This is a genomic window from Wolbachia endosymbiont (group A) of Andrena helvola (assembly GCF_964028415.1).
Classification (GTDB): domain Bacteria; phylum Pseudomonadota; class Alphaproteobacteria; order Rickettsiales; family Anaplasmataceae; genus Wolbachia; species Wolbachia pipientis.
This window is the reverse complement of the sequence record NZ_OZ034779.1, coordinates 71,217-85,761: the sequence shown is the minus strand read 5'-3', so window position 1 is coordinate 85,761 and position 14,545 is coordinate 71,217. Positions and strand designations below refer to the sequence as shown.

The following is a 14,545-nucleotide window of genomic DNA, read 5'->3' as shown; positions in this document are numbered from 1 at the left end:
TTAATATGCAAATTGATTTTATTCATATATTGAGATAGCATAAACCATATTGGTTTTAATTATTGTGCAACTTTATAAATCGTCACTGTTACTTCTACTGACTGTATTAATAGTTATAGTCCTAAAATTACCTGAAAATTTGAGCATTGCAGTAAATTGGTCTCTCCCAATTCTAGATTTTGATTTATCTTTTCGTACCATACTAATATCTTTTTTATCAGTTGCATTTTTAGCTGTTCTACCAGCACAAAATTTGACTTTTTCAGAGATGCTATCTTTTGCTGCTTACACTATTAGTTCACTTTATGCAGTTTTATCTGAACATATGATATTGGTTATAATATTCTGTGAATTAATGACCATCAGTGCATTTTTTATTATCGCAGCTAGCTGTAGAGATAGTGGACCTGCAATAAGGTACGCTTGTGTACACTTTTTCGTTGGAGTTATATTAATAGCAGGATTGGCACTTCAAAGCACTAACCTGATAATTTTGGGTTTATTGATAAACTGCGCTTGTTTTCCTTTTTCATTTTGGGTTGTTGATGCATATCCTGCTGCATCGCTACATGGCACCACATATCTCTCTTTATTTACCACTAAAGTCTCTTTTTTAGTGATGCTTTTACACACTTATAACCTATGGCAAGATTGTACTGAAATATTAGCGCTTGTAGGCGCCATCACTGCAATTTACAGCATTATATTTGCTTCTCTTGAGCAAAATATTCGCAGATTTTTATGCTATAACGTTGTAGGACAAATGGGCTTGCTGATTATTGCAGGAAGTTTGCTCAGTCCTTCGGAAAAAGCAATACCAATTTTGATACTGCATATAATCTTCTCTCTTGTTTATCAATCATTATTGTTTGTGGTCAGTAATTCGATTATTTCACAAACAAAAACAATTAGTTTTAATGGAGTGGGTAAACTGATGTCAGTGGAAGGCATGTGTGCTATAATCGCAATACTTACAATGGCTGCATTTCCTGGAACCGTTGGATTTATCAGTAAATCATATATCACAGCTGAAATTGAAATGAACACTGTTGCCTTAAAAGGGTATAAAAATTTATATAAGCTTCTAAATTTGCTGCTTCATTTAAGCGTGGGGCTAAAGTTTCTTTATTACTTATTTATTGCAAAAAGTAAGTCAAAACCTTTAGCAGAGAGAGGAGGCAAAATGACTATGATTATTTTAGCATTTATATGCGTAATCGCTGGCAATCCTTACTTACCTATTTACAATAAACCTTCGATTTTCGATTTTGTGTACAACACAAAAAATATTTGGTCGCAATTTAATTTATTACTATGTACCACTTTATTGTTTATTCCTTTACGCAAGTTATTTTACCCGAGAGTAAATTTTAAAATGGATGTTGATTGGATTTTTAGAGCTTTCATACCCTATATTATCTTGCTGTTCAATCAGTTAGTCTCTAAAACTAGAGAAATGTTTGCCAGCGTAGTGCAAAACTTGACTAATCCACTTGTTGGTTTATACTTTAATAATATTACTAAACTTAAAGAAGTGCTGAGTTATAACTCAGTGAGTTTTGTTTCAGCTTCTTCTCTCTTTTTAATGAGTATTCTACTAATGCTATTATGTTTAAATCGTTAACTGAAAGTTTAAATTCTGTATTTAGTAAACTGAGAGGAAAGTCAATCATTTCTGAAGATGATTTTAATCTTGCCATGCGTGAAATACGCATAGCCTTAATTGAAGCTGACGTTTCACTTGAAGTTGCAAAAAAATTCATCAACGACATTAAAGATAAAGTGATTGGGGAAAAAGTCATAAAAAGTGTTTCTCCAGCACAAATGATAATTAAAATTGTACAGGATAATTTAGTTGCAGTTCTCGGATCAGAGAAAAGTGACTTAAATCTAGCAGTTAAACCCCCTGCTGTGATTATGATGGTGGGCTTACAAGGTGCAGGTAAAACAACTACCTCAGGAAAGCTTGCTTTAAAACTAAAAAAGCAAAAGAAAAAAGTGATGCTTGCCTCTTTAGACATTTATAGGCCTGCTGCCCAGAAACAACTTGAAGTGCTAGGTAAACAAATAGATGTGCAAACTTTACCTGTAGTAATAGATGAGAAGCCCATTACAATTACAAAAAGGGCACTGGCAGCAGCAAAGAACGATAATTATGATGTATTAATACTAGACACTGCAGGCAGGCTTCATATTGACAATAATATGATGAATGAGTTGAAAGCCGTAAAGGAAATAGCTTCACCTGCAGAAGTTATTTTAGTAGCCGACGCAATGATAGGCCAGGATGCAGTCAACATTGCCAAATCATTCAATGAGGTAATAGGTGTAACCGGCATTATTCTTACCCGTGTTGATGGTGATGCACGTGGTGGTGCTGCTCTTTCTATGAAAATGATCGCCGATTGTCCAATTAAATTTATTGCTTGTGGTGAAAAATTAAGTGACCTCGATGATTTTTATCCAGATAGAATTGCAAAAAGAATACTTAGCATGGGTGATGTTGTCTCATTGGTTGAAAAAGCTGCTGAGATTGTTGGTCAGGAAGAAATTGATAAGTTACAAAAGAAAGTGAAAAAAGGTAAATTCGACCTAAACGACCTAGTGGGAATGTTAAAAACTCTGAGTAAAATGGATGGCATTAGCAACATAATGAAATTCATTCCTAGTTCATTTACAAAAAAGCTAAGTAGCAGTGTGCCAGATGACAATAAAGTGAAAAAATATATAGCCATCATAAACTCAATGACTGAAAAAGAAAGGCAAAATCCAGATATTTTAAATGGCAAAAGAAGACTTAGAATTTCTAAGGGGTCCGGAACAACTGTAACTGACATTAATCTTCTAATTAAGCAGTATAATCAAATGAGCTCTATGGTAAATAAGTTCAGTAAAGTTGACCATAGTAAACTCAAAGAATCTGATTTGATGGATATGCTAAGCAGAAAGTAAGTCAGCAGGTAGTGGAATGAGACAAATCATCAGTAAACCTTTAGCTATATCAAAAGCGGCTTAGGTCTCGCAAAAAAATTTACAGCTTCTTGCTAGCCAAGAAATTTATTATTAATTTTAAGAAATACTATAGCTGACCCAAGCAACACGTCATACCGCCGCGGTATCTCTAGATCCCGCTAACACGTAGCGGGATGACGAGGCTTACCTTATCGGATTGTTTCAACACGTCATACCGCGATTCATTCGCGGTATCTCATCCGCTAACAAGCAGCGGGATACTATCTACACCGTCATACCGCGATTCATTCGCGGTATCTCATCCGCTAACAAGAGATCCCGCTAACAAGCAGCGGGATGACGAGTTACTATACCGCTGCGAACCGTCATACCGCCGTGGTATCTCTAGATCCCGCTAACACGTAGCGGGATGACGATTGTCAGGGTAGCTGTCATCCCAGTAGCCTCTTTCTCTTGTCATCCTAGTGCCCTGACTACTTGGATCCAGGAAAAAGAATGGTGTCATGAAAGTAGCTGACACTGGTCTCCATCCAAAAGGGTGTCATCCGAGTAGCTTGACTACTTGGATCCAGGAAACTTAATTGCAAGTAATGCATTGGGTTTGGTGAGTATGGGTTTTGCGTTATAGAATGAAGCACTTTTTGTGAATTTGTAAAGAAAACTGGATCCAAGTAGTCAGGGCACTGGGATGACATCATCCTTTTTTTTGGATTCCAGACTGGAATGACAGCAGTCCTACGTCATACCGCGATTCATTCGCGGTATCTCTAGATCCCGCTAACAAGCAGCGGGATGACGGTTGTCGTTTAGCTATAAATATTTAAGAAATTTACTAAACAGAAAAAAAGGCAAAAGAAGCCCCGTAGTTGGCTAATTACTTACATTATACTTTCAAGTATGGCGTTTTTTTATGTTTTAAACGCTTTATAAGCGCGTTTCAGCTTATGTAGGTAGAAGTTTGATAAAGACATAAGGTGCACATAGTGCAAAAAATTAAACATGAGACGCCAGATACGTGAGTTTTTTTGTCATTTAATCTGTACAGAGAAGATAAATAAATAGCTTCAGTTTCATGATAAGGGGGCTGGCGGAGTTTGTCAAGTAAGTTTTTTCGTTTCTATTGTAATGACAGTTATGGCCTGTGCAAGAAATCTATTGATTTACAGCAGGTTCTTTGTTACAGTCCACAGTTATGCAAAGAAACTTAAAGCCTCATGAGTTTATTTACAGCCAGTGGTTTACATAATTTGGAGCTGTATAGCTGAGTATTGTATATGATAATATTGATAACAAACGATGATGGCTTTGGAAGTGAAGGAATAAAATTACTCAAAGAGGTTGCACGGAATTTTGCGTCAGAAATATGGATAGTGGCACCAGATACTGATAGAAGCGGAGCTGCAAGATCTCTTGATTATCCAGTGAAACAATCTATTGGAATAAAACAACATAGTGAAAGGGAATTTAGTGTGTCTGGTACTCCTGCAGATTGTGTCATTATTGCGCTAAATAAAGTTATGAATAAAAAACCAGACTTAATATTGTCCGGAGTAAATATTGGATCAAATGTCGGGGACGATATTTGTTATTCAGGAACAATTGGTGCTGTAATGGAAGGTGCTGCAAGGTCTATACCTTCTATTGCGCTGAGCCAAGTTTATCATGATAAAATAGACTGGCACAATACAAAGGTTTTTGCACCAAAGGTTATTGCCAAGCTAGTTAAGGTTGGTTGGCCTAAAAACATAGTGATGAGTGTAAATTTTCCTGCTACGGAAAAAGTAAAAGGAGTAGAATTTGCTGAACAAGGTGAATATAACATTGATGGGGATTTAACTTTTACTGAAAATTCGAATGGCTCTTTTAGCTTAAATTGGTCTCGAGAGCACTCAGGCAGTGGTAGTATAAATAAAATAAAAGAAGGATTTATTACTATTACACCGGTAAAATTAGATTTTACAGATTATAATACTTTGAATACTATGAAAAATTCTTGTGCAGACGAATTTTCTTCTATAGCTGACTGAGAAAAACATTTGCATTGCTCCTAATAGATATTTTCTATTGTGTTATCGCGAGCAATTATTTTTTCTTCACCTGTATCCATGTTTTTAATCTTTAAAGTTTTACTACTCAATTCTTCATCGCCAAAGATTAAAGCAGCTTTAGCATTTGCTTGATTTGCTTTTTTCATTCGGGTTCTGAGCGTTCCGCTATATTCATAGATTACATATAAACCATTTCTGCGCAATTCATTTGCAAGTGTTAAAGCATGTTTTTCAGCCTCTCTACCGATTGGAATTAGGTAAATAGGTCGCTCTTCTTTCGGAGAATAATTGATTAACTCCATTATGCGCTCAATACCCCCTGCAAATCCTATTGCTGGAGTGTGTTTTCCACCTACTGAAGATACTAAATTATCGTATCTTCCACCGGCAAAAACTGCCCCTTGTGCACCTAAATCCTCTGTAACAAACTCAAACACTGTGTGGCAATAATAATCCAAACCTCGAACTAGTTTATTGTTTACGGTATAAGGTATATCAAGAATTGTTAATCCATTTAGTATTTGTTCAAAGAAATCTGAGGACTCTTTCGTATAATAATTGCTGATTTTAGGCGCATCAGAAATTATTGATTTATCTTTCTCATCCTTGGAATCCAGTATTCTGAGTGGATTTTTGATCAACCTATTTTTGCTATCTTCTGATAGATCATTTTGATACTTTGTAAAGTATAAGATCAAAGCTTCTCTATATTTAGTTATTGTTTCACCATCACCTAAAGAGTTGATTTCCAGCTTTACATTTTTATTGATGCCAAATTCAGTTAGTAAGTGCTGAGCGAGTGATATCAATTCAATATCAGCTTTTGGATCTTCTATGCCAAAAACCTCAAAATTTATCTGATGAAATTGCCTTTGTCTTCCCTTTTGCGGTCTTTCATAGCGAAATGCAGGTCCTGTTGAGAATAATTTTATCGGTGTTTGCAGTTTTTTTTCAATGAGTAGCCTGACAATCGCTGCAGTGAACTCAGGACGTAAAGTTATGCTCTTTCCCCCTTTATCATTGAAGCTATACATCTCTTTAGTGATGATGTCTGAGCTATCACCTAAGGTTTTTGTAAAAACCTCCGTGCACTCAAATATTGGAGTTTGGGCGGGCAAAAAGCCGTATAAACTTGAGATTCTGTTTGCTGTTTGCTCTATGTATTTAAACTTGTACCATTCATCAAACAGGAGATCTTTTGTTCCTCTAACCGTTTGATTAGTCATAGTGTGGTCTCTATACCTGCAATCTCTGGTATGTGGTAGCTCAGCATATTTTGCACTCCTTGCTTTAAAGTAATTGCAGCACTTGGGCATCCAGAGCAAGCTCCTTGCAACTCAACATAAACTATTCCATCTTTATAGCCACGAAATTTGATATCGCCACCATCTTGAGCAACTGCAGGTTTGATATGACTTTCCATCAATTCTTTTATTCTATTTACAATTTCTATATCATTTTTATCAAAAAATTCTTCATCTGGATCATTCACTTCTTCTTTATCTAGTGCTTTTCCACCAGAAGTAAAGTGATTCATGATTGTAGTTAAAACTTCTACTTTTAATATATCCCAATTAATTCCATCCAATTTTGTTACTGAAATAAAATCATGACCGAAAAATACTCTTACCACATGCTCTATTTGAAAAAGATTTGCTGCTAGTTTAGAATTTTTTATCTCATTCGCATTTGAAAAATCAGCAGTTTCTCCTTCGTTTAAAATTTCAAATCCAGGAAGGAATTTTAGCGTATTTGGGTTTGGTGTTTCTTCAATCTGGATGAACATGTTATTTACCATGACAATTATAATTGTTACTATTTAATCATAAAATGATAAAAAAATATACATGTCATTCATCTTTTTTCTTTTTTTAGTATTCATAGTAATTACATTTGTCTTGCCTAGCGTTGTTATATTTTTTCTTTTCCTGACAAAAAAAAATAATATGAGTTTCATGATGAACTCTATATTGAGTAAGTTTTTGAACGAATTTAGTAGCAGTAGAAGTTATACTGAAAATTACACTGGTGATAACATGTCCAAGGATGAAGCATTAAAGATACTGGGGCTGAATCCTGAGGCAAGTCAAAATGAAATCAATAAAGCATATCAAAATTTAATGAAATTAGTTCACCCAGATAAGGGAGGCTCGGAATATTTTGCGCAAAAGCTAAATGCGGCACGTGATAAATTGTTAAAAAAGTGATCTTAAAAAAAGTTTTCGTTTAACGAATTTCTTCCTTTGCTTTTTCTAAATACTCCAATATTGCTTCATGTAGTGCAGTCCATGTTATCTGTTCTTCCAGGGAAGGTATAAATTCTTGTCTCCAAGCATTCTTAAACTCCTGAAACCACTGTTTTTCAAAACCCTGAAATTCTAAAGAAATATCTACTTTAAAGCTATCAATTAAACTGGAAACTTCTGCAGCTTTAGAGCTATCTAGTGATTTTAAAGATAACACTCCACTCTTTAAAATCTCTAACTCTTCCAATACATTAAGCTTAAATGGTTTATAGAGTGAAGACCATATGCGATATCTTAAATAAGAATCATAGTATAACTTAATTTTGTACATTAAAGTGGTAGATGCATCAGGAGAAATGTTATTCTCATATTGTGCAAGAGAAGATAATAAATTCTCATAATCTACTTTGCTTAAACATGGTTGTAGAGTCGATTTAATTTTTTCACTAAAGGTTAGATAACTAGAAGAAATGCCATGACTATATTCACTAAAGAATTCAGGAAATATATCTGCTTGTTCTAGTTTAAGAGGTAGATCTTTTCTAATTTCTCTTGGTAAATTATGTATTGAAAACTGATAAATAACCCATACAAAATTCTCATCAAACTCATCTGAGTAATCAGCATTATTATCAGGAAAAATTACATTACCTTTCTTATCATTCCAAGGTTCTATCTTATAGAAAAATCTGTTCAGCCTTTGTTTTAATTTCAAAATACCTTCATTTCTATCACCTGCTTTATACAATGTTTTGCCCATTTTGTGTTTAGCATCTTTAGGGTTTATTCTGTCACTTATGTGCAATCCAATTTCATTTTTCTCTAATAACTCCCAATCAAACAATTTGTGTGGATCTGGTTTACGCATTGTATAGCCAAGCTCTGGATCATACACTATAGTTCCTATTTCAGAATGACTAAATATCATATCCCTTTTAATTTTAAAACGCTCCATAAGGTATAAAATCAGCTCTTTAACAGATCTCATTTGCTCTTCCGGAAAAGGCTCAAGTCCTGTGTTTACAATTTCAATACCTACAGAATAGTTGTTAAGCTTCCGTAACTCTTCAAGCTTACTATCTACCTTAACTCTTGCATAACTAATACCAGCATGCCATGCTTCTTTCTCTAATGGAACCATTAAGGTGATGCTGCCATCCCTATCGACAATAAAATGAACTGACAATCCTCTAGCATTCAGCGTATCTTTTGTACCTTTTAGTGTTGATGTTTCAGTATGGTGAACTATAACCATTAACACTTTTTTACCTGCCCTATCACCATAATTTAAAGCTGAAGCTGGATCTAAAAATAACAAATCCTGATCTTTCAATAATGGTAATTTTTCTTGTAAATTTTGAAAATCATTCTCGATATTGCTTGAACTGGATACTTGCCCAGATATGAGAAATGCTGAGACAGTAATCAGTAAAACTAATAAATATTTGTTGACTTTAGATAGTTGGATTTTCATACCATCTTCATAAACACTTTGTAGATAATTTTTCATTATATAGTTAGAATAGGGTTGTTGAATAAATTTACAAGACAAAATCATACTAGTCTGGTAGTAGTAACATGTTCAGAGATGGAGCATTTAAAGTGCTAGGAATAGATTCTGGAGCGAACCAAAATGAAATCAATAAAGCATATCAAAATTTAATGAAATTAGTTCACCCAGATAAAGGAGGCTCGGAATATTTTGCACAAAAATTAAACGCAGCACGTGACAGGTTGCTGAAGAGGTAATTAATATTGCTTTAAAGTTTTTATTTGTGCGTAAAGGATAAGTTGCTACAATAAAAAAATAAGATAAAAGTAGCAATGGACATGTGTTCAGAAAGGTTTAAGTTATGCAGGAAGATAACAAAAAAGAAACAATAAAAGAAGAAAAAGGCATATTAGGATGGATAGAATATAGATTGCCTATATTTTCTTTTCTAAGACACACTGCTTCTTACCAAGTGCCAAAAAACTTAAATTATGCTTGGAACTTTGGCTCTTTGGCTGGTATAGCGCTGATTTTACAAATAATAACAGGTATATTTCTTGCTATGCACTACACTCCGCATGTTGATTATGCGTTTAATAGTGTAGAGCGCATAATGCGAGATGTGAATTACGGGTGGTTAATACGCTACACTCACGCTGTTGGAGCATCGCTCTTCTTTATGGTAGTCTATGTTCATATAATGCGTGGATTATATTACGGATCTTATAAAAGACCGAGAGAGATGGTGTGGTTTATTGGAATATTTATATTTTTTGCAATGATGGCAACTGCCTTTATGGGATATGTATTGCCTTGGGGACAAATGAGTTTCTGGGGTGCAACAGTTATAACCAACTTATTTTCTGCTATACCTTTAATTGGCAATAAAATAGTTATATGGTTATGGGGTGGTTTTTCAGTGGATAACCCAACACTTAACCGTTTTTTCGCTCTGCATTATCTTCTGCCTTTTGTTATTATTGCTTTAGCTATGCTTCATGTGATAGCTCTGCATAGGTTTGGCTCTGGTAACCCAAGTGGAGTGGAGGTAAAATCAGATAAGGATACCATCCCTCTCTATCCTTATTATATAGTCAAGGATTGCATAACTTTTGGTCTGTTTTTTGTAGTTTTGTTCGCATTTGTTTTCTATGCTCCCAATTATCTTGGGCATCCAGACAATTATATAGAAGCTGATTCTATGGTCACTCCGGTACATATAGTGCCAGAGTGGTATTTTTTACCTTTTTATGCAATGCTACGTTCAATTCCAGATAAACTTACTGGTGTGCTTACCATGTTTGCGTCTATTTTAGTGTGGTTTTTGTTACCTTGGCTTGATAAATCAAAAGTTAAAAGTGGTGCTTATCGCCCGGTGTTTAAGAAATTTTTTTGGGTTTTTGCAATAAATTTTGTACTTCTTGCCTGGCTTGGAGGACAAGAGGTAAAAGAGCCTTACATCACTATGAGTAGGCTATCTACTCTTTATTACTTTGCATACTTTGTGATAGTTTTACCACTGCTTAGTAAGTATGAAAAGCCAAAAGAACCACCAAAAACCTTAAGTGATTCTGTGCCGGAGATGAGGTGATGTCAATTCAAAGCAGATCTCTTACAAAATTCTCTGTCATCCCAGAGCTCTCTTCTGTCATCCCAGAGCCCTCTTTTGTCATCCCAGTGCTTGACACTGGGATCCAGAAAAAAAATAAATGGATTCCAGCATCATGTACACAATTGTATGAACGTTGTATACAACACACAGTGTCATTCCACTATCTTCCGTTGTCATCCCAGTGCTTGACACTGGGATCCAGGTATAAAAATACTTACAAATCATGCAATGGACAACAGATTCTAGGAGTGCATGATAACCATAATGTCAGTGATGAAATAAGCTGGATTCCAGTGTCAGCTACTTGCATGACATCAATTCGAAATTTACTAAAACAGTGGTTATGCATGGGATCTAATGTATTTGCAATCTTCTGCATGTTATTTCTATCTAGTCTTATATCTGCAGAAGAATTTAAATCATCACCAAATAAGAAAATAGACTGGAAATTTGATGGAATTGTCGGATCTTTCGATAGAGAGTCAATTCAGCGTGGCTATAAAGTGTATAAAGAAGTCTGTGCTGCTTGTCATTCAATGAATAGGGTAGCATTTCGTAATTTGCAAGATGTCGGTTTTTCTGAAGAAGATGTAAAACAAATAGCAGCTTCTTATCAAGTTAAAGATGGTCCGAATGATTTGGGTGAAATGTTTGACAGACCTGGAGTACCTTCGGATTATTTTATTGCGCCTTTTGATACAAAAGAAGCAGCTGCAGCAAGCAACAATGGTGCAGTCCCACCAGACTTATCATTAATTATTAAAGCAAGGCATGATGGTGCAAATTATGTCTATTCATTGTTAACAGGCTATCAAAACGGCGAACACGATGAAAATGATTTATATTTTAATTCGTATTTTCCAACAGGCAGATTAGCTATGGCGCCACCACTTTCTGAAGGAATGGTGGAATATGATGGTGCAAGGCAAGCCACAGTTGAAAATATGGCGTATGATGTGATAAATTTTTTACAATGGGCAGCAGAGCCAGAATTAGAGCGCCGGCATAAACTTGGATTAAAAGTAGTGGCGTATTTTATAATTTTAACAGTGTTTTTTGTATTAACTAACAACAAAGTTTGGAGCAAGCTCTATAAAAAGAAGTGATAGTCAATTTTGCCTCAAGCACAATGGTTGTCATCCAAGTAGCTAACACTGGTTCCTTTATGACGGTGTCATCCGAGTAGCTGACACTGGGATGGCTTTGTCGCATCGTACCTTATACGGTAATAATTTACGATAAATTCATGTAGCCATTTCGAATTTAGCCATACCAATGTCAGTAAATTTATTAAGCAAACAGCACTTAATGAGCAGTTCTTTTTCACGATTTAGAGGTTGTCCGGAAACTAGTAAATTCAAGCATATTCCCTCTTTAACATAACCCTACTTATAGCTAGGTATATGAAATTCTCAGTGGATGTTGTGAGTAAATCATACTCCTTCGATAGCCTTCTATTCCTATTAACCCAAGCAAAAGTCCTTTCTACAACCCATCTTCTTGGCTGTACTTTAAACCCTTGTTCTCTTGTTGGTAGTAGCTCAGGTGGCGTATCTTTGTGCACCCAAAATCTACATGGAGGCCTTTTAACAATTTCAATATCTATGTTATATTCTTCCTTTATGTGATTCTTTAAATTTCTTCCTTGGTATCCCATGTCAGCCCACATTTTTTTAACTTTAGTATATTTTGTTCTCATATTGTTTAATGCTATTTTAATACCATCTCTATCATTTTCGTTAGCAGCGCCTACGTAACAACCTAGTATAAAACCCTGAGTGTCTGTAATTATATGCCTTTTTCTACCCTTTACTTTTTTACTTCCATCATAGCCTTTGATCCCCCCTTTTCTGTAGTCTTTACAGATTGACTATCTACTATACAGGCACTCGGCTGCTCATTCCTTCCTATTTTTCTTCTACTATATTTTGTAATTTCATAATTCATTTTCTCAAAAATTCCCTGCTTCTTCCATTGCCTGAACTGCTCATACACAGTCTTCCATAGCGGAAAATCATTTGGTAAATACCGCCATTGACACCCTGTACGCAATACATAGAAAATTGCTTCTAATATTTCTCTTTTGCTATACTTTGGCGGCCTTCCTCCTTTCTTGTATGATACTCTGAAGTGTTTTTCTATTCTTGCCCATTCCCTTTCGCTTAGATCTGTTGGATACTTTTTTCTCATCTTTACCCCGTACTAAAATTTCAGATATTATAGCCTTTTACTTGTTTCCGGACAACCTCTTAGAGGTTGTCCGGAAACTAGTAAATTCAAGCATATTCCCTCTTTAACATAACCCTACTCATAGCTAGGTATATGAAATTCTCAGTGGATGTTGTGAGTAAATCATACTCCTTCGATAGCCTTCTATTCCTATTAACCCAAGCAAAAGTCCTTTCTACAACCCATCTTCTTGGCTGTACTTTAAACCCTTGTTCTCTTGTTGGTAGTAGCTCAGGTGGCGTATCTTTGTGCACCCAAAATCTACATGGAGGCCTTTTAACAATTTCAATATCTATGTCATATTCTTCCTTTATGTGATTCTTTAAATTTCTTCCTTGGTATCCCATGTCAGCCCACATTTTTTTAACTTTAGTATATTTTGTTCTCATATTGTTTAATGCTATTTTAATACCATCTCTATCATTTTCGTTAGCAGCGCCTACGTAACAACCTAGTATAAAACCCTGAGTGTCTGTAATTATATGCCTTTTTCTACCCTTTACTTTTTTACTTCCATCATAGCCTTTGATCCCCCCTTTTCTGTAGTCTTTACAGATTGACTATCTACTATACAGGCACTCGGCTGCTCATTCCTTCCTATTTTTCTTCTACTATATTTTGTAATTTCATAATTCATTTTCTCAAAAATTCCCTGCTTCTTCCATTGCCTGAACTGCTCATACACAGTCTTCCATAGCGGAAAATCATTTGGTAAATACCGCCATTGACACCCTGTACGCAATACATAGAAAATTGCTTCTAATATTTCTCTTTTGCTATACTTTGGCGGCCTTCCTCCTTTCTTGTATGATACTCTGAAGTGTTTTTCTATTCTTGCCCATTCCCTTTCGCTTAGATCTGTTGGATACTTTTTTCTCATCTTTACCCCGTACTAAAATTTCAGATATTATAGCCTTTTACTTGTTTCCGGACAACCTCTTATAGCTCTTTTCATAGAAGTCCGGATGTGATAAGGATAGATAATGATAAGGAGGTTGAATGCCAGCAGCATATAGTTATGATTTAAGAAAAAAAGCAATGGAGGCGCTAGACGAAGGAGAAAGCAGAGAAGCAGTGGCAGCAAGATTTAAGATTGGACGAACTACTTTATGGGAGTGGCAGCACTGTAGGCTTGACCATAAATTATGTTAAGATAGAAAATGACTATTTTAGATAGAGCTTGATGTAATGCAGTGCGATACAAAATAACGGTAGAATATAATGGTAGTAATTTCTCTGGTTGGCAAAAACAGCAACACTCTGCTAACTCAATCCAGGAGAAGATAGAAAATGCTATATTTAATTTTAGTGGTGAGAAAGTTACTTTGTACTGTGGTGGCAGGACTGATGCAGGAGTTCATGCTTTAGGACAAGTTGCTCATTTTGATATGGAAAAGGAATTTGAGCTTTATAGAATAAGGAATGCAATAAACTATCATTTAAAATCAATTCCTATAGTCGTGCTTAATGCAGAAGTTGTAGATGATGCGTTTCACGCACGGTTTTCAGCAAAAAAAAGATATTACGAATATAGAATAGTTAATCGCTATGCTCCTGCCGCTCTGGAGACGGGTTATGTATGGCAAGTGTTTAGCCCACTTGATGTAAATATTATGCGTGAAGCTGCTAAACATCTACTTGGAAAACATGACCTTTCAAGTTTCCGTTCAAAAGATTGTCAAGCCGCAAATCCGATAAGAACAATTGATGATATCGATATAATACAAAATGGGAATCATATACACATCAAAATATCTGCTATTTCCTTTTTACATAACCAAGTGAGGATTATTGTGGGTACTTTAGTTGAATTTGGAAAAAATAGAACCAATCCGCAAGAAATGCTAAATATATTAAACCAATGCAAAAGAAGTGCCGCTGGAGTTACTGCACCACCTTTTGGCTTATATTTGGTAAAGATAGATTACTAATTTAATAAAAGCTA

At 35.3% G+C, this 14,545-nt stretch carries 11 protein-coding genes and 3 pseudogenes; 9 read left to right on the top strand and 5 right to left on the bottom strand.

Translation table 11 applies throughout. The features are described 5' to 3' along the window. The first annotated feature begins 64 nt into the window (after positions 1 to 64). The 3 genes from ABWU73_RS00465 (at position 65) to surE (ending at position 5,000) form a co-directional block, all read left to right on the top strand. A complete protein-coding gene (locus ABWU73_RS00465; protein WP_264329484.1) occupies positions 65 to 1,624 on the top strand; it encodes a proton-conducting transporter membrane subunit in 1,560 nt (519 codons plus the stop codon). Further along, on the top strand, positions 1,609 to 2,952 hold the full coding sequence (gene ffh, locus ABWU73_RS00460) for a signal recognition particle protein (protein ID WP_151808007.1): 1,344 nt from the start codon (positions 1,609 to 1,611) through the stop codon (positions 2,950 to 2,952). The genes ABWU73_RS00465 and ffh overlap by 16 nt, the downstream gene beginning before the upstream one ends. A 1,295-nt stretch (positions 2,953 to 4,247) precedes the next feature. Next, the gene (gene surE, locus ABWU73_RS00455) at positions 4,248 to 5,000 is read left to right on the top strand and encodes a 5'/3'-nucleotidase SurE (protein WP_341810256.1); all 753 of its coding nucleotides are present in this window, start codon (positions 4,248 to 4,250) and stop codon (positions 4,998 to 5,000) included. 20 nt (positions 5,001 to 5,020) lie between these two features. Here surE and hisS read toward each other — a convergent pair whose 3' ends face one another. Together hisS and ABWU73_RS00445 are read right to left on the bottom strand one after the other, a co-directional pair. Then, positions 5,021 to 6,247, bottom strand: a complete 1,227-nt coding sequence (gene hisS / locus ABWU73_RS00450) for a histidine--tRNA ligase (RefSeq protein ID WP_010963026.1) — start codon at positions 6,245 to 6,247, stop codon at positions 5,021 to 5,023. Continuing rightward, positions 6,244 to 6,807 (bottom strand): NifU family protein, encoded by a 564-nt coding sequence (locus tag ABWU73_RS00445; RefSeq protein WP_022626407.1) that lies wholly within the window; start codon positions 6,805 to 6,807, stop codon positions 6,244 to 6,246. The genes hisS and ABWU73_RS00445 overlap by 4 nt, the downstream gene beginning before the upstream one ends. 169 nt (positions 6,808 to 6,976) lie before the next feature. Here ABWU73_RS00445 and ABWU73_RS00440 point away from each other — a divergent pair, with 169 nt between their 5' ends. After that, positions 6,977 to 7,228 carry a J domain-containing protein gene (locus ABWU73_RS00440; RefSeq protein ID WP_223823149.1) on the top strand — a complete coding sequence of 84 codons (252 nt, stop codon included), beginning with the start codon at positions 6,977 to 6,979 and terminating at the stop codon, positions 7,226 to 7,228. 19 nt (positions 7,229 to 7,247) lie between these two features. Here the strand turns inward: ABWU73_RS00440 and ABWU73_RS00435 are convergent, their stop codons facing one another. Beyond that, the gene (locus ABWU73_RS00435) at positions 7,248 to 8,777 is read right to left on the bottom strand and encodes an N-acetylmuramoyl-L-alanine amidase (RefSeq protein ID WP_353285489.1); all 1,530 of its coding nucleotides are present in this window, start codon (positions 8,775 to 8,777) and stop codon (positions 7,248 to 7,250) included. 68 nt (positions 8,778 to 8,845) lie between these two features. Here ABWU73_RS00435 and ABWU73_RS00430 point away from each other — a divergent pair, with 68 nt between their 5' ends. From ABWU73_RS00430 to ABWU73_RS00420, 3 genes are all read left to right on the top strand, one after another. After that, positions 8,846 to 9,016, top strand: a complete 171-nt coding sequence (locus ABWU73_RS00430) for a J domain-containing protein (protein WP_010082675.1) — start codon at positions 8,846 to 8,848, stop codon at positions 9,014 to 9,016. Positions 9,017 to 9,120: 104 nt separating this feature from the next. Next, on the top strand, positions 9,121 to 10,350 hold the full coding sequence (locus ABWU73_RS00425) for a cytochrome b (protein WP_006280242.1): 1,230 nt from the start codon (positions 9,121 to 9,123) through the stop codon (positions 10,348 to 10,350). 368 nt (positions 10,351 to 10,718) lie between these two features. Continuing rightward, the gene (locus tag ABWU73_RS00420) at positions 10,719 to 11,477 is read left to right on the top strand and encodes a cytochrome c1 (protein WP_010963022.1); all 759 of its coding nucleotides are present in this window, start codon (positions 10,719 to 10,721) and stop codon (positions 11,475 to 11,477) included. A gap of 251 nt (positions 11,478 to 11,728) precedes the next feature. Here ABWU73_RS00420 and ABWU73_RS00415 read toward each other — a convergent pair. Together ABWU73_RS00415 and ABWU73_RS00410 are read right to left on the bottom strand one after the other, a co-directional pair. Next, positions 11,729 to 12,561: pseudogene (locus ABWU73_RS00415) on the bottom strand (IS5 family transposase). A gap of 86 nt (positions 12,562 to 12,647) precedes the next feature. Continuing rightward, positions 12,648 to 13,480: pseudogene (locus ABWU73_RS00410) on the bottom strand (IS5 family transposase). 119 nt (positions 13,481 to 13,599) lie between these two features. On the opposite strand from ABWU73_RS00410, the pseudogene ABWU73_RS00405 reads away from it, so the two are divergent. Beyond that, positions 13,600 to 13,722, top strand: a pseudogene (locus tag ABWU73_RS00405) (IS630 transposase-related protein); the annotation flags it as partial. A gap of 71 nt (positions 13,723 to 13,793) precedes the next feature. Further along, positions 13,794 to 14,531, top strand: a complete 738-nt coding sequence (gene truA / locus ABWU73_RS00400) for a tRNA pseudouridine(38-40) synthase TruA (RefSeq protein WP_010963021.1) — start codon at positions 13,794 to 13,796, stop codon at positions 14,529 to 14,531. The last annotated feature ends 14 nt before the right edge of the window (positions 14,532 to 14,545 follow it).

Bases quoted from the DNA above. Each gene is read 5' to 3' on its own strand.
- ffh (WP_151808007.1), top strand. From the start codon at position 1,609: ATGTTTAAATCGTTAACTGAAAGTTTAAATTCTGTATTTAGTAAACTG.
- surE (WP_341810256.1), top strand. From the start codon at position 4,248: ATGATAATATTGATAACAAACGATGATGGCTTTGGAAGTGAAGGAATA.
- hisS (WP_010963026.1), bottom strand. From the start codon at position 6,247: ATGACTAATCAAACGGTTAGAGGAACAAAAGATCTCCTGTTTGATGAA.
- ABWU73_RS00445 (WP_022626407.1), bottom strand. From the start codon at position 6,807: ATGTTCATCCAGATTGAAGAAACACCAAACCCAAATACGCTAAAATTC.
- ABWU73_RS00440 (WP_223823149.1), top strand. From the start codon at position 6,977: ATGATGAACTCTATATTGAGTAAGTTTTTGAACGAATTTAGTAGCAGT.
- ABWU73_RS00435 (WP_353285489.1), bottom strand. From the start codon at position 8,777: ATGAAAAATTATCTACAAAGTGTTTATGAAGATGGTATGAAAATCCAA.
- ABWU73_RS00430 (WP_010082675.1), top strand. From the start codon at position 8,846: ATGTTCAGAGATGGAGCATTTAAAGTGCTAGGAATAGATTCTGGAGCG.
- ABWU73_RS00425 (WP_006280242.1), top strand. From the start codon at position 9,121: ATGCAGGAAGATAACAAAAAAGAAACAATAAAAGAAGAAAAAGGCATA.
- ABWU73_RS00420 (WP_010963022.1), top strand. From the start codon at position 10,719: ATGGGATCTAATGTATTTGCAATCTTCTGCATGTTATTTCTATCTAGT.